Annotated in this window: 13 protein-coding genes; 8 read left to right on the top strand and 5 right to left on the bottom strand. The window is 70.3% G+C overall.

Features of this window, described 5'->3' with window-relative positions:
- The first annotated feature begins 3 nt into the window (after positions 1–3).
- Complete coding sequence (locus tag FHS87_RS12630) at positions 4–813, top strand: thiazole synthase (protein WP_184518695.1); 810 nt, start codon at positions 4–6, stop codon at positions 811–813.
- Between the two features lie 13 nt (positions 814–826).
- Here the strand turns inward: FHS87_RS12630 and FHS87_RS12625 are convergent, their stop codons facing one another.
- From FHS87_RS12625 to FHS87_RS12610, 4 genes are all read right to left on the bottom strand, one after another.
- Positions 827–1210 (bottom strand): hypothetical protein, encoded by a 384-nt coding sequence (locus FHS87_RS12625; protein WP_184518692.1) that lies wholly within the window; start codon positions 1208–1210, stop codon positions 827–829.
- A gap of 70 nt (positions 1211–1280) precedes the next feature.
- Positions 1281–2579, bottom strand: a complete 1299-nt coding sequence (locus FHS87_RS12620; RefSeq protein ID WP_221299853.1) for a leucine-rich repeat-containing protein kinase family protein — start codon at positions 2577–2579, stop codon at positions 1281–1283.
- A gap of 88 nt (positions 2580–2667) precedes the next feature.
- Complete coding sequence (locus tag FHS87_RS12615; protein WP_184518686.1) at positions 2668–4248, bottom strand: DHA2 family efflux MFS transporter permease subunit; 1581 nt, start codon at positions 4246–4248, stop codon at positions 2668–2670.
- An 11-nt stretch (positions 4249–4259) separates the two neighbouring features.
- Complete coding sequence (locus FHS87_RS12610; protein WP_184518683.1) at positions 4260–5405, bottom strand: HlyD family secretion protein; 1146 nt, start codon at positions 5403–5405, stop codon at positions 4260–4262.
- Positions 5406–5522: 117 nt separating this feature from the next.
- Between FHS87_RS12610 and FHS87_RS12605 the strand changes: the two genes are divergently transcribed.
- The 4 genes from FHS87_RS12605 (at position 5523) to FHS87_RS12590 (ending at position 8991) form a co-directional block, all read left to right on the top strand.
- A complete protein-coding gene (locus FHS87_RS12605) occupies positions 5523–6152 on the top strand; it encodes a TetR/AcrR family transcriptional regulator (protein ID WP_246418361.1) in 630 nt (209 codons plus the stop codon).
- Positions 6153–6498: 346 nt separating this feature from the next.
- Entirely contained in the window at positions 6499–7629 is a 1131-nt protein-coding gene (locus tag FHS87_RS12600; protein ID WP_184518680.1) for a type III PLP-dependent enzyme, read from the top strand.
- Positions 7630–7792: 163 nt separating this feature from the next.
- Positions 7793–8362 carry a DedA family protein gene (locus FHS87_RS12595; RefSeq protein WP_184518678.1) on the top strand — a complete coding sequence of 190 codons (570 nt, stop codon included), beginning with the start codon at positions 7793–7795 and terminating at the stop codon, positions 8360–8362.
- A gap of 164 nt (positions 8363–8526) precedes the next feature.
- Positions 8527–8991 (top strand): Lrp/AsnC family transcriptional regulator, encoded by a 465-nt coding sequence (locus FHS87_RS12590; protein ID WP_184518675.1) that lies wholly within the window; start codon positions 8527–8529, stop codon positions 8989–8991.
- Positions 8992–9030: 39 nt separating this feature from the next.
- Here the strand turns inward: FHS87_RS12590 and FHS87_RS12585 are convergent, their stop codons facing one another.
- On the bottom strand, positions 9031–10650 hold the full coding sequence (locus FHS87_RS12585; protein ID WP_312861982.1) for an ABC transporter substrate-binding protein: 1620 nt from the start codon (positions 10648–10650) through the stop codon (positions 9031–9033).
- 107 nt (positions 10651–10757) lie between these two features.
- On the opposite strand from FHS87_RS12585, the gene FHS87_RS12580 reads away from it, so the two are divergent.
- The 3 genes from FHS87_RS12580 (at position 10758) to FHS87_RS12570 (ending at position 14357) form a co-directional block, all read left to right on the top strand.
- Complete coding sequence (locus FHS87_RS12580) at positions 10758–12341, top strand: ABC transporter substrate-binding protein (protein WP_184518673.1); 1584 nt, start codon at positions 10758–10760, stop codon at positions 12339–12341.
- Positions 12342–12465: 124 nt separating this feature from the next.
- Positions 12466–13437, top strand: coding sequence for an ABC transporter permease (locus tag FHS87_RS12575; protein ID WP_184518670.1), 972 nt, complete (start codon positions 12466–12468; stop codon positions 13435–13437).
- Positions 13437–14357: an ABC transporter permease gene (locus FHS87_RS12570; RefSeq protein WP_184518667.1), complete on the top strand. Its 921-nt coding sequence runs from the start codon at positions 13437–13439 to the stop codon at positions 14355–14357. Before FHS87_RS12575 ends, FHS87_RS12570 begins: the two co-directional genes overlap by 1 nt.

The following is a 14357-nucleotide window of genomic DNA, read 5'->3' as shown; positions in this document are numbered from 1 at the left end:
GCCATGGACGGGGCGATCACCGCCGGCGACGATTCCTGGGAGGTTGCCGGGCACCGCTTCCGCTCCCGCCTCGTGGTTGGGACCGGACGCTACAAGAGCCTGGAGGAGACGGCCGCGGCCATCGAGGCCTCGGGCGCGGAGATGGTGACGGTCGCGGTGCGGCGCGTGAACCTCTCCGATCCCGCCGCGCCGATGCTGCAGGATTTCGTGCCGCCCAGCCGATACACCTACCTGCCCAACACCGCCGGCTGCCACACGGCGCGGGACGCCGTGCGGACGCTCCGCCTCGCGCGCGAGGCCGGGGGATGGAACCTGGTGAAGCTGGAGGTCCTCGGCCCCCCGCCCTTCCTCTACCCCGACATGCCCGCGACCTTCGAGGCGGCGGAGGCCCTCATCAAGGACGGCTTCCAGGTGATGGTCTACTGCGCGGACGACCCGCTGGCGGCCAAGCGCCTGGAGGAGATGGGCTGCGTGGCGGTCATGCCGCTCGGCGCCCCGATCGGCTCCGGCCTCGGCCTGTCCAACCCCTTCATGCTGCGCTCCATCATCGAGAACGCGCGGGTTCCCGTGCTGGTGGATGCCGGAATCGGCACGGCGAGCGAGGCGGCGCAGGCAATGGAATTGGGCTGCACCGCGGTGCTGCTCAACTCCGCCATCGCCCATTCGAAGGACCCCGTCCGCATGGCCCGCGCCATGAGGGCGGGGGTGGAGGCGGGGCGGCACGCCTACCTTGCCGGCCGGATGCCGCGGAACTACGCGGCCGACGCATCCAGCCCGATGAGCGGGCTGATCCGCCCGGGGCCCGCGGCCTGACGGGAGGGAGCCCTCAGTCCCAGTAGGAGGGCAGGCCGCGATAGCGGCTCCTGCTCAGCCGGCTCGCGCAGAGGATGTCGAGGAGCGTCACCCCGGCCACCGCGGCGATGGCGAGCTTCACGTTCGCCCGCTCCTGCCGCCCGAAGGAGGGCGTGCCGATCAGCGTCGCGAGGTCCAGGGCATCGCCGCCGACCCGGGCCCAGAGGAGCGGGGCGGAGGTGGGGGCGGCGAGGATGGCGACGCCGTTCGCCACCTCCCTCACCCCGAAGGCCTGGAACAGCTTCGTGCGCCCGGTCATGCCGAGGTTCCGAGCAAGACCGCGGCCGGCGAGGATTTCCACCAGCCCGAGGCCGATGCTGAACACGCCCAGGAAACGGGCCAGGCGGATGGCACTCATTCGTCGATCCTCTCCCACGGCACTCGGCCGCCCGGGTTAACGCGCGAGAGAGGGGAATGGCTGGGCGCCGTCAGCCGGAGCCGCGGAGAACTTCCAGCACCTCCCCCATGAGGGGGCGTTCCGCCGGCGCAGCGGCGCAGCGGCGCTGCAGCTCGGCCAGCGCCACGGACGGTGCGCCGGCGCAGCGCTCCAGCAGCTCGCCGAGCAGCAGGCCCCAGGCCCGGACCTCGACGCGGCGGAATGCATTCCCCTCCGCGCCGGGGGGCAGAAAGGAGGCGGCGCCGAAATCCGACAGCACGCCGTCGCCGGCGCGGCCGTCCCACAGGATGTTGTGCGCGTAGAGATCGCCGTGCAGCAGCCCGCGCCCGTGCAGATGCGCGACCGCCCCGGCGATTCCGCCCGCCAGGCGAAGGGCGGCTTCGGGCTCCAGTCGCAGGGACGGGTCGTAAATGTCGCGGCTGCAGCTCTCGAGGCTCGGCGGGCCGGCGAGAACGCGCCAGTCCGGGGGCAGGAGCGGCATCAGCAGCCCGTCCAGCCCCTCGGGATGGCCGGACAGGCGGCCCAGTGCGCCGGTCAGTCCCGGATGCTCGCCGGCGGCGAGAAGCGCGGCCATCTCCCGCTCGGGCAGGCCGTCGCTCGTCATTGCGCCCTTGAAGAGCTTCAGCGCCACGGGCCGGGGTGTTGCACCGGAACCCCTCCGCCAGAGCGCCCGGTGAACGCGGCCCGAGGCCCCCTCCCCCAGCACGGGCCCGGCCTCCAGGGCTTCCCAGGGAACGGCTTCGGTCACCGGCGGGGCACCGGTGTCGAAGGGATTGCCGGACCAGGCGATCCAGGCGAGGCGGGGCAGCTCCGCCAGCCAGGGCGGCAGGCCGTCGAGGCCGTTCGCCGAGAGGCGGATGAGTTCGAGGCCACTCGCGCCGGCGAGGCTGGCGGGCAGCTCGCGCAACCGGTTGCCCGCCAGCATCAGCTTCTGAAGCAGCGGCCGCTCGCCCAGCGCGGCGGGCAGGCTCTCCAGCCGGTTGTCGGTCAGGGTGAGCCAGCGCAGGGCGGGGGGCAGGGCTTCGGCCGGAAGCTCGCGGAGCCCGCTGCCCCGGATGCCGATCTGCGAGAGGGCGGGCAGCTCCCCCAGCACCGGGGGCAGGCGCGCCATCGGGTTGCCGGAGAGGAAGAGGGCGCGCAGGCGGCGCAGGCGGCCGAGTTCCGGGTGAAGGTCGGACAGGGCGTTGCCGCCGAGGTCCAGCACCTCCAGCGTCTCCGCGAGGCCGAGGATCTCGGGTGGAAAGACTGTCAGGCCGAGGCCGGGGAGGCGCAGCTCGCGCAGCCCGGACAGCTCGCCCCGGCGGAGGGCGTCGAGGGTGGCGGCGCTCACGCCGGTCCGCGCGCGTGGCCAGGGATCGGGCGGGTCATGCGGCGGCATAGGGGCCCGACGCCCGGCGGCGCAAGGCCCCTGCCCGGCCCTAATGCGCCGCGCCGCCGCCTGCCCCGGGCTTCGGGGCCTTCACCAGCAGTACCAGCGGCACCGCCAGGGCGAAGAGCGCGGCGATCACCACGAGCACGTCGTTGTAGGAAAGGATCAGCGCCTCCCGCGCGATCAGGCCGGAGACGCGCGCCAGCGCCGCATGGTCCGCCGCCTCGCCCAGCCGGCCGGAGAGGGCGGAGGCCATGCCCTCGATCGTCTGCGAGACGCCGGGGCGCGCCCAGTTCGCCGCCTCGGCCAGGTGCAGCCGGTGCGCCGCGGAGCGCTCGATCACCAGCGTGTTGATCATGGCCAGCCCGACCGCGCCGCCGAGGTTGCGCATGAGGTTGAACAGGCCGGAGGCGTTCTTGATCATCGCCGGCGGCAGCGTGCCGAGCGCCACCTGGTTCACCGGCACCATGGCGAACATCGTGCCCACGCCACGCAGCGAGAGCGGCAGCCACAGCTCCGCGAAGGAGGACTGGGCCGTGAGGCGCGAGGTCATCCACATCGCGAGCGCCGTGGTCGCGAGGCCGAAGCCGAGCAGGATGCGGAGGTCCAGCACGCGGCTGAGCCGCCCCACCACGGGCGCGGCGAGGAACATGGCGAGGCCGGTGACGAACATCGTCTCGCCGATCTGCAGCGAGTTGTAGCCGCGGATGCGCCCGAGGAAGAGCGGCACGAGATAGACCGCGCCGTAGAGGCCGATGCCGACGAGGAAGGCAAAGACGCTGCCGAAGGCGAAGTTCGCGTTGCCGAAGGCGCGCAGCTCCACGATCGGGTCCTGCCGGCTGAAGGCGCGCCAGAAGAAGACGACGCCGCCGACGAGGCAGGCGGCGGCGAGGGTGGCGATGGTGGGGTCGTCCAGCCAGTCCCAGCGCGGCCCCTCCTCCATCACGTATTCCAGGCTGCCGAGGAAGACGGCCATGGCCACCAGCCCCCACCAGTCGAAGCGCGAGAAGAGGCGCGCGTCGCCGCGGTCGATGTCCATCGTGTTCCAGACGACGACCGCGATGAAGGCGCCGATCGGCACGTTGATGAGGAAGAGCCAGTGCCAGGACAGGCTCTCCGTCAGGTAGCCGCCCAGTGTCGGGCCGATGGTGGGCGCGAGCGTCGCGGTGAGGCCGATGAGAACGGAGACGCCCGCGCTGCGCGGCCCCTTGAACAGGAGGAAGGCGGTGGCGAAGACCGTCGGGATCATCGCGCCGCCGAGGAAGCCCTGCATCGCCCGCGCCGCGATCATCACCGGCAGGGAGGAGGCGGTGGCGCAAAGCAGCGAGAAGACGGTGAAGCCCGCGGCCGAGATGGTGAAAAGGACGCGGGTCGAGAGCAGGCGCGAGAGGAAGCCCGAGAGCGGGATCATGACGATCTCCGCGATCAGGTAGGAGGTCTGCACCCAGGAGGCCTCGTCCGGGCTGGCCGCGAGGCCGGCCTGGATGTCGGAGATGCTGGCCGAGACGATCTGGATGTCCAGGATCGCCATGAACATGCCGAGCACCATCGTCATGAAGCCGAGGAAGTGCTTCGTGGAGACGCCCTCCCCGGCGGCTGGCATGGCGGGGGCGGCCGTGCTGGCGGACATGGCGCCCCCGGTCAGCGGTGGCCCGCCATCGCGGCGGCGGCACCGAGGAGGGAGCGCGGGGCGTGCGGGTCGTCGCGCGTGTCCACCTCCGCCTCGACCGAGAGGCCGGGGCGCAGCCGGGCCACGTCCTGCCCGGCCTCGATGGCGATCCGCACGGGCACGCGCTGGACGATCTTGGTGAAGTTGCCCGTCGCGTTCTCCGGGGGCAGGAGGGAGAACTGGGCGCCGGTCGCGGGAGAGAGGCTCTCCACGCGGCCGTGCAGCACCCCGCCCGCATCGACCGAGAGCTCGACCGGCTGGCCCTCGCGGATCCGGCGGAGCTGCGTCTCCTTGAAGTTCGCGGTCACGTAGAGCCGGTCGGCCGTGGGGGAGACGGCGATGAGGTTCTGCCCGGCCCGGACATGCTGGCCGAGCTGCGCCGCGCGGTTGCCGGCGATGCCGGCGAAGGGCGCACGAATGACGGTGTGCTCGAGGTTGGACTCGGCCAGGGCGAGGCTCGCCCACGCCGAATCGCGCCGCGCCACGGCGGAGCGGGACTGGGCCACCAGCACGGGAAGGGCGCCGCGGGCCGATTCCAGCCCGGCCTGGGCGGCGGTGACGGCGGCCTCGGCCTTGCGGCGCGCGGCCAGGGTGCGGTCCACCGCCTCGCGCGTGCCGTAGCCGCCGGAGGCGAGGGTGCCCGCGCGCCCGGCATCGGCCACGGCGCGGACCCACTCGGCCTCGGCCTCGGCGATCCCTGCCTCGGCGGAGGCCACCTGGGCGCGTGCCTGGGCGGCCTGGGCCTCCAGGGTCGCGATATTCGCCTCGGCCTCGGCCAGGGCGGCGGCCGCGGCGTCGCGCCGGGCCTGCCAGTCGCGGCGGTCCAGCTCGATCAGCGGCTGCCCGGCTTCCACCACCTGGTTGTCGGCAACGAGGATGCGCTCGACATCGCCCTCGATCCGGGAGGAGAGCACGGCGATGTCGCCGCCGACATAAGCGTTATCAGTGGATTCCATGAAGCGGCCGACAGTCCAGTACCAGCCGCCGCCAACCGCGCCCCCGGCGAGGGCGAGCAGCGCGGCCAGGGGCAGGACGCGGCGGATGCGCGAGCGGCGGGGCTTGGCGGGGCCGCTGGCCCGCGTCTCGGTCTCGGGAATGGCTGGGGTCCGGGCGTTCATGCGTGACTGAACCGTTCAGTTCAGTCGCTAGATGGGGCGCTCTCTGCCGATTGTCCATGGAAAACTGAACCGTTCAGTATCAAATACAGGCGGTCATACCCGGAGCGCCGCAGAACCTTGTCCCTCGCCCTCTCCCCTTCCGAGACCTCGCCGAAGCGCGCCGCCATTCTTGCGGCAGGCGCGCGCCTGTTCATGGGCGTGGGCTATGCCAGCGTCTCGATGGACGCGGTCGCGAAGGAGGCCGGGGTCTCGAAGGCGACGGTCTACGCGCATTTCTCCGGCAAGGAGGCGCTGTTCGGCGCCATCGTGGGGGACCGCTGCGCCGCTATCGCAGGCCAGGCGGAGGAGCTGGCCGCCCATGCCAGTTCCACGGACGCCGCGCTGCGCGAGGTCGGGCGCCTCTGGATGCGCTTCCTGCTCCATCCCGACAGCATGGCCATCCACCGCACCGTGATCGCGGAATGCGCCCGCTTCCCCGACCTCGCCCGCGCCTTCTACGAGGCCGGCCCCGGCACGGGCCGTGCCTGGCTCGCCCGGCGCATGGGGGAGGAGCAGCGGCGAGGCCGGCTGCGGGCCGATGCCGATCCGCTGACTGCGGCGGACCACCTCTTGGGCCTCCTGCGGGGCGAGCTGTACCTCCGCACCGTGCTGGGCGGTCCCACGCCGGAGGAGGCGGCAATCGGGGCGGCGGTCGATCAGGCGGTGGACGTGTTCCTCCGGGCCTACCGCGAGCCCGCCGCGCCGTAATCCCCCCGGCGCCCAGGGGTTTCGGCCGCGCTTTCGGCGGGCTGGACCTCGCTTCCTCAGGCAGCTTTCCGGCCCTTTACAGAGCTCACGAAAAAAATCGGGGCCCGCCCCGCGATGGGCCTTGCACCCCCGGTTCGCGGGGGCTATCTGCCGCCTCAGACGCAGTACGCACGTGCCTCTGGCCCGCAAGGTTACGCAACGACGTCAAGCGTTCTGGCAACCCCTGACGGAGAGATCCGCTCAGGCCCTCACTTGGTCGCTGGTTCGTTCGACCGTTCGTCAACCTTGGCAGGGCCGCTCCGCTTGAGGCGGACGCCTTGCCGCCTCTTATGGGGAGGGTGGTGCGATGACCCCGAAGATCGCGCAGTTCCTGGCGGATGTGCAGCCGGCGACGCCGTGCCTGGTGCTCGACGTGGATCGCGTCGAGCAAAACTACCGGCGCTTGCAGTCGGCCCTGCCGCTCGCCCGCATCTACTACGCCGTGAAGGCGAACCCGGCTCCCCAGATCCTGGAGCGGCTGGTCGGCCTCGGCTCCTGCTTCGACGCGGCCTCCTGGGAGGAGGTCTCGGCGGTGCTCGATGCCGGCGCGGCGGCGGAAGCCGTCTCCTACGGCAACACGGTGAAGAAGGAGAGCGCCATCCGGGCCGCCTATGCGCGCGGCGTGCGGATGTTCGCCTTCGACTCCGAGGGAGAGCTGGAGAAGCTGGCGCGCTCCGCGCCGGGCAGCCGCGTCTACTGCCGCATCCTGGTGGGCAATGACGGCGCCGAGTGGCCGCTGTCGCGCAAGTTCGGCTGCGAGGTCGAGATGGCGCGGGAGCTGATGGTCAAGGCGGGCGAGATGGGCCTCGATCCCTTCGGCCTCTCCTTCCATGTCGGCAGCCAGCAGACCAACACGGCGGCCTACGAGGCGGCGATCGCGAAGGTCGGCATGCTCTTCACGGACCTCAAGGAGGCCGGGGTGAACGTGCGGATGGTCAATCTCGGCGGCGGCTATCCCGTGCGCTACCGCGCCGAGGTGCCGGAGATCGACGCCTTCGGCGACGCCATCATGGGCGCCATGGCGAAGCACTTCGGCAACGCCCTGCCCGACATCGTGGTGGAGCCCGGGCGCTTCATCGCGGCGGATGCGGCGGTGGTCTCGGCCGAGGTGGTGCTCGTCTCCCGCAAGGCGAAGGACGATCCGGTGCGCTGGGTGTACCTGGACATCGGGCGCTTCGGCGGGCTGGCGGAGACGGAGGGCGAGGCGATCAAGTACGCCTTCCGCACGCCGCATGACGGCGCCGAGGAGGGGCCGGTGACGATCGCGGGCCCGACCTGCGACAGCACCGACACCCTCTACGAGAAGTCGAACTACCGCCTGCCGGAGAAGCTCCAGCCCGGCGACCGGATCGAGATCCTCTCTGCCGGGGCCTATGTGACCACCTATGCCAGCCAGGGCTTCAACGGCTTCGCCCCTCTGGCCGAGCACTACATCTGACGCATGGACAGGGGGCGCTCCCGGGCGCCCCCTCTTTTTTTGCGCGAAACGTCGAGATCATTTTCCCTAATGGCGTGCATCTCCTATCCTGCAACGCAGAATCGATTTTTCTTTCTTAACCATGACCGCTCAGTAATACTGCCGCAAAAGACCGGGGGCTGGCGTGGCAGAGTTCTGGGCTGATTGGGGCGCGGCTGCCTATCTGCTGGCAGCCCTCTGGGCGTTCTTTGAGGGCGAAACCTTCGTGCTGGCCGCCTCGGCCATCGGGGCCATGACGGGCGCCGTGGATCCCTGGATCCTGATGGTGTCGGTCTGGGTCGGCTCCTTCCTGGGAGACCAGACCTGGTTCACCCTCGGCCGCCGCTACGGACCCCGGGTGATGAAGCGCTTCCCCCAGGCCGAGGCGAAGATGGCCAGCGCCACCGCCATGCTGCTCCAGTACGGCACGCTCTTCGTGCTGAGCTTCCGCTTCCTCTACGGCATCCGCAACGTGGCGGCCGCGGCCTGCGGGCTCGCCGGCATGGGGCGGCTGCGCTTCGCGGTTCTGAACTTCATCGCGGCGGGTGTATGGGCCGGCAGCTTCGTGGCCGCGGGCTGGTATCTCGGCGCGCTCATCGGGCCGGAGCGGCTGTTCCACGCCATCGCGGGCGGGGCGCTGCTGATCCTGGCGGTGGTGCTCTTCCGCCGCTTCTACCGCCGCCGTCGCCTGGCCCGGACGGTGCCGGTTCTCTAGCCTGTCCGGGCGCTGCGGGTCGGGTGGCCCGCCTCATGGGGGGGCCCTGCCCGGTGCCGGGTTCCCCGATCAAGATGCCCCCTTCCCTCTCCACCCCCGGGGCAGCGGGCGTTTTTCGCGCCGGGCCGATTTCGGCTCCGCGCGATCCGCTCTAGGCTGCATCCATGGACGAGATTGACCGCAATATCCTGATCGCCGTACAGCAGGACGGCGCGGCGGGGCTGTCGGAGCTGTCCAAGGTCGCCGGCCTCTCGGTATCCGCCACGGCCGAACGGGTGAAGCGGCTGGAGGAGCGGGGAACGATTCGCGGCTGGCACGCGGCCCTGGACCCTGCGGCGGTCGGCTGTGCCCTCCTGGCCTTCGTGATGGTGGGGCTGCGCCCCGGGCGCGACGACGGCGCCTTCCGCAAGGCCATGCGCCGCGCCGATGCCGTGCTGGAATGCCACGCCGTCAGCGGGCCCTGGGACTACATGCTCAAGCTGCGCCTGCCCGACCTGACCGGGCTGGAGCGCTTCGTGGCCGAGGAGATCCGGGGGCAGACCGGGGTCGAGCGCACCGAGGTCGTGGTCGCGCTCGCCTCCGCCAAGGAGACGATGATCCTCCCCGTCGCCGAGGCGGACGAGGAGTAGCCACCCCCGGGAGGCGCACCTCCCGGGGAGGGTGGTGCCTCAGGCGCCCGGCTTGGCTTCCATCGCCACGCTGCGCTCATCGGCACGGGCGTTGTAGTCGAGGCCGCGCCTCACGGCCCAGACATTGACGAGCTGCATGATGGGGATGAAGGCCAGGTCGTCCATGGACATCTTCACGCCCTGCTGGAGCAGCTTCTCGCGATCCCCATCGTCGAGGGTGGAGGTGGCGCGGGCGATCAGCTCGTCCAGCTGAGGGTTGGAGTAGCGGCCATTGTTGTTGGCCCCCAGCCGGTTCTGCGGATCGAAGGTGCTGAGGATGTTCACCAGCGTATATGCCGCCTCGCCGGTGGTGCTGGCCCAGCCGAGCAGGCGGATGTCGAACTCCTGCCGGGCGTTGCGGGCGGAGAAGCTGGCCCAGGGAGCCGCCTCGACCGAGGTCTGGACGCCGATGCGCGTCCACATCTGCCCGATCGCCTGGATGATCCGGGAGTCGTTGGGATAGCGGTCGTTCGGGCCATGCAGCGTGAGCTTCAGCCCCTGGGGGAAGCCGGCCTCGGCGAGCAAGGCCTTGGCGCGGTCAGGGTTGAAGGCCTCCGGCTTGACGTCCGGGTTGTAGCTGTAGGTGCCAGGGGCCAGCCACTGGCCCGTAGGCTGGGCCGTGCCTTCCATGACCTGGCGGCACAGCGCGTCGCGGTTGATGGCCATGGAGAGCGCCTGCCGGAAGCGCAGGTCGCGGAAGGGGTTCTTCGCCAGCTTCTGGCCGTTGAGGTCCGTCACGAAGTTCGGCGCACCATCCCGCGAGAAGTCGGGAAGGAGATAGATGACGCGCAGGCCCTGGACGTCCACCACCTTCACGCGGTTGTCGCGGCGCAGGCGGGCAATGTCACTGGTGGGAACCTGATCGATCATGTCGATGTCGCCAGCGAGCAGGGCCGCGACGCGGCCGCTGTCATTGCCGAGGAACCGGTAGGAAACCCGGGCCCAGGGCTGCTTGGGACCGAACCAGTCGTCGTTGCGGACGAGCTCGGTGCGGTCGCCGGGGGTGTAGGAGGCGAGCTTGTAGGGGCCGGTGCCGATGGCGGCCTTGCCGGAGTTGTAGTCCTCCGTCGCCGTGCCGTTCACGTGCTTGGCAATGATGGCGACCGCCGCGAGGTCGGTCGGGACCAGCGGGGCCGGGCGCTCGGTGTGGAAGCGGACCGTCAGGGGGTCCACGATCTCCACGCGCTTGATGGAGCGGACGAAACCGCCGAAGCCGCCGGGAGAGTTGGGGACGTTGGGGGTGCGCTCGATCGTGAAGGCAACGTCCTCGGCGGTGAAGTCGCGGCCGTCGTGCCACTTTACGCCGGGGCGGAGCTTGAACTCCCACACCGTCTCGGACACCGGGGTCCAGCTGGTGGCGAGGCCGGGCTGCAGGCGGGCCTGGGCGTCGCGCTCGACCAAGCGGTCGAAGATGTGCATCGCCAGGCCGTTGTTCGGCGAGGCATTGTAGAAATGCGGGTCGGCAGAGGTGACAGCCCCTCCGATGCCGATGCGAAGCGTCCCATCGGCCGGCACGGCGGCCGTCTGCGCCTCGGCGACGAGAGGGGCAAAGCCGCCGCTGATGGCCGCCATGGCGGCGGAAGCCGTCACGAAGAGGCGGCGGGTCGTGGACACAGTCACGTGAAACTCTCCCGTTTGTAATCCTGCTGCCGGGCAACCTAGCGATGGCGGGGGCAGACTGCTAGAAGGGGCCTGGGGAAGGCGCCATCGGGAAAACCGGGGGACGAATGAAGAAGCTTGTTTCGGCGGCCGCAACGGCTGCCTTTTCGGCGTTGATCGGGGCCGGGGCATTGCCCGCGGGCGCGCAGACCCTGAACCTCGCCGTGGGTGCGCCGGTCACCTCGCTAGACCCGCATTACCACGCGCTGTCGCCGAACTATGCCGTGGCTGACATGCTGTTCGACAGCCTCACCGCCTTCGATGCGCGGGCGCGGGTCCAGCCGCGGCTGGCCGAGAGCTGGAAGCCGGTGGGGGAGAATGTCTGGGAGTTCAAGCTCCGCCCCAACGTCACCTTCCACAACGGCAACGCCTTCACCGCCGAGGACGTGGCCTTCACCATCGCCCGCGTGCCGACGGTGCCGAACAGCCCCTCCTCCTACGGCATCTACACCCGCGCCATCCAGCGCGTGGAGGTGGTGGACCCGCTGACCGTGCGGTTCCACACGAACGGCGCCTACCCGCTCCTGCCCGTCGATCTCGGGCAGATCCAGATGCTCGACAGCGAGACCCATGCGAACCCGCTGACCGAGGAGTTCAACTCCGGCAAGCTGGCGATCGGCACCGGCCCCTTCCGCATGGTGAGCTACCGCAGCGGCGACCGCATCGAGTACGTGCGCAACGACGCCTATTTCGGTGACAAGCCGCACTGGCAGCGCGTGAACTACCGCATGATCACGAACGACGCCGCGCGCACCGCGGCGCTGCTCTCGGGCGATGTGGACTTCATCGACCAGGTGCCGACGAGCGACATCACCAAGCTGCGCGGCGACCAGCGCGTGCAGCTCAGCGAGGCGGACGGGCTGCGCCTCATCTTCCTGGCGCTCGACCACGCGCATGAGGGCAACTCGCCCCTCATCACCGACAATGACGGCAAGCCGCTCGGCCACAACCCGCTGCGCGACGTCCGGGTGCGCCGGGCGCTCTCCATGGCGATCGACCGGCAGGCCATCACCGACCGGGTGATGGAAGGCGCCTCCCTGCCTTCCGCGCAGCTCCTGCCGCCAACGGCCTTCGGTGCCCTGCCCGACCGCCAGGCCGGGCGCCCGGATCCCGAGGGCGCCAGGCGGCTGCTCGCGGCGGCCGGCTATCCGCAGGGCTTCCGGATCCAGCTCAACGGCCCCAACGACCGCTACATGAACGATGCCCGGATCATCCAGGCGATCGGGCAGATGTGGACGCGCATCGGGGTTCGTACGGCAGTGGAGGGGCAGCCCTGGGCGACCTTCGTGGGGCGTGCCGGGCGGCAGGAGCTCTCGGCGATGCTGGTGGGCTGGGGAACCTCCTCCGGCGAGCCGACCAGCCCGCTGCGCTCGCTGCTGGCGACCGTGACCCCGGCGCGGGGCTGGGGCGGCTCCAACCGCGGCCGCTACAGCAACCCCGCCATGGACGCGAAGCTGGACGAGGGGCTGCGAACGCTGGACGATGCCAAGCGCGAGGCGCTGCTGCGCGAGGCGACCACCATTGCCATGGACGATGTCGGGATCATCCCGATCCACATCCAGAAGAATATCTGGGCCATGCGCCGCGGCCTGCAGCACGAGGCCCGTGCGGACGAGCTGACGCGGGCGCAGGACATCCGGCCGGCGCCTTGAGCGCCGGCATCACGGTCCGAAGGCAGGGGAGAGCCATGAGGTTGCCGCTGCCGGCCGTCGCCCCCGTATCCAATGTCCAGCCACGGCGCCGCGTGATTGGCGTCGCGGCTGAGGGAACTGAGAGATGAGCGTCTATCTTCTGCGCCGCCTGATCCAGGCGGCCCTGGTCATGCTGGCCATGTCGGTGATCGTCTTCATCGGGGTCTACGCCATCGGCGACCCCGTGGAGATCCTCATCTCCCCCGATGCCGACCAGGCGGAGCGCGCCCGCGCCATCGCCGCGCTCGGCCTGGATAAGCCGCTCTGGGAGCAGTACCTCTCCTTCCTCGGCAACGCGCTGCGCGGCGACCTCGGCCGCTCCTTCGTGTTCAACGAGCCCGCGCTGAAGCTCATCGGCCAGCGCGCGCCCGCCACGCTGGAACTCGCCTTCGCGGCGATGATCCTGGCGATCCTCATCGGCCTGCCGCTCGGCCTTTATGCCGGGCTGCGGCCGGACGGCTTCGGGGCGAAGGCGATCATGGCCGGCTCCATTCTCGGCTTCTCCCTGCCGACCTTCTGGGTGGGGCTGATGCTCATCATGGTCTTCGCCGTGCAGCTGGGCTGGCTGCCCAGCACCGGGCGCGGCGAGACGGTGGATATCCTCGGCCTCCGCTGGTCCTTCCTCACGGCGGACGGGCTGGCGCATATGGCCATGCCGGCGCTGAACCTCGCCCTGTTCAAGATCAGCCTCGTCATCCGCCTCACCCGCGCCGGGGTGCGCGAGACGATGCTGATGGACTTCGTGAAGTTCGCGCGCGCCAAGGGGCTGGCGCCCAGCCGCATCATCGGCGTCCATGTCTTCAAGAACATCCTCATCCCCGTGGTGACAGTGACGGGGCTGGAGCTTGGCTCGACGATTGCATTCTCGGTGGTGACGGAGAGCGTCTTCGCCTGGCCGGGGATGGGCAAGCTGATCATCGACAGCATCAACGTGCTCGACCGGCCCGTGATCGTCGCCTACCTCATGAGCATCGTGCTGATGTTCATCGTCATCAACCTCGTCGTGGACCTCCTCTACTCCGTCCTCGATCCCCGCGTGCGGCTGGAGAGCAAGTGATGAGCGTCACCACCGCCACCCCCACGCCCGACAAGGCGCCGCGCGTCGAGACGCCGCTGCAGCGCTTCATCTCGGAATTCGCCGAGAGCAAGCTCGCGCTGGGCGCCCTCATCGTCTTTCTCTGCATCGTGCTGATCGCGCTCTTCGCGCCGCTCATCGCGCCGCAGAACCCCTATGACCTCGCCCAGCTCGACATCATGGACGGGCGGCTGGAGCCGGGCTCGCGCAACGGCGACGACACCATGACCTTCTGGCTCGGCACGGACGACCAGGGGCGCGACATGCTCTCGGGCATCATGTACGGGCTGCGGATCAGCCTGATGGTGGGCGCGGGCTCGGCCATCGTCGCGGCGGTCGTGGGCGCCTCGCTCGGCATGCTCGCCGCCTATGCCGGCGGGAAGACCGACACGGTCATCATGCGGCTGGTGGACCTCCAGCTCTCCTTCCCGACCATCCTCTCGGCGCTGATGATCCTCGCCTTCCTCGGCAAGGGGATCATGAACGTCGTCATCGCGCTGATCGTCGTGGAATGGGCCTACTACGCTCGCACCGTGCGAGGCACGGCGCTGGTGGAGCGCAGGCGGGAGTATATCGAGGCCGCCCAGTGCCTCGCCCTGCCGACGCGGCGGATCATCTTCCGCCACCTCCTGCCGAACTGCATGCCGCCGCTGATCGTGGTGGCGACCATCCAGATCGCGCGCGCCATCGCGCTGGAGGCCACCCTCTCCTTCCTCGGCCTTGGCGTGCCGATCACGGAGCCCTCCCTCGGCCTGCTGATCGCGAATGGCTACGAGTACATGCTCTCGGGCAAGTACTGGATCTCCTTCTATCCCGGCATCGCGCTGCTGGTGACCATCGTGTCGATCAATCTGGTGGGCGACCACCTGCGCGACGTCCTCAACCCGCGGCTGAAGAAGTAA

It is taken from the genome of Muricoccus pecuniae (assembly GCF_014199205.1).
Lineage (GTDB): Bacteria > Pseudomonadota > Alphaproteobacteria > Acetobacterales > Acetobacteraceae > Roseomonas > Roseomonas pecuniae.
The sequence above is the reverse complement of the archived record's forward strand: the minus strand, read 5'-3'. Positions and strand labels throughout refer to the sequence as shown.

Excerpts from the sequence above, each read along its gene's own strand:
- FHS87_RS12630 (WP_184518695.1), top strand. The coding sequence starts at position 4 with ATGGACGGGGCGATCACCGCCGGCGACGATTCCTGGGAGGTTGCCGGG.
- FHS87_RS12625 (WP_184518692.1), bottom strand. The coding sequence starts at position 1,210 with ATGAGTGCCATCCGCCTGGCCCGTTTCCTGGGCGTGTTCAGCATCGGC.
- FHS87_RS12615 (WP_184518686.1), bottom strand. The coding sequence starts at position 4,248 with ATGTCCGCCAGCACGGCCGCCCCCGCCATGCCAGCCGCCGGGGAGGGC.
- FHS87_RS12610 (WP_184518683.1), bottom strand. The coding sequence starts at position 5,405 with ATGAACGCCCGGACCCCAGCCATTCCCGAGACCGAGACGCGGGCCAGC.
- FHS87_RS12600 (WP_184518680.1), top strand. The coding sequence starts at position 6,499 with ATGACCCCGAAGATCGCGCAGTTCCTGGCGGATGTGCAGCCGGCGACG.
- FHS87_RS12590 (WP_184518675.1), top strand. The coding sequence starts at position 8,527 with ATGGACGAGATTGACCGCAATATCCTGATCGCCGTACAGCAGGACGGC.
- FHS87_RS12580 (WP_184518673.1), top strand. The coding sequence starts at position 10,758 with ATGAAGAAGCTTGTTTCGGCGGCCGCAACGGCTGCCTTTTCGGCGTTG.
- FHS87_RS12575 (WP_184518670.1), top strand. The coding sequence starts at position 12,466 with ATGAGCGTCTATCTTCTGCGCCGCCTGATCCAGGCGGCCCTGGTCATG.
- FHS87_RS12570 (WP_184518667.1), top strand. The coding sequence starts at position 13,437 with ATGAGCGTCACCACCGCCACCCCCACGCCCGACAAGGCGCCGCGCGTC.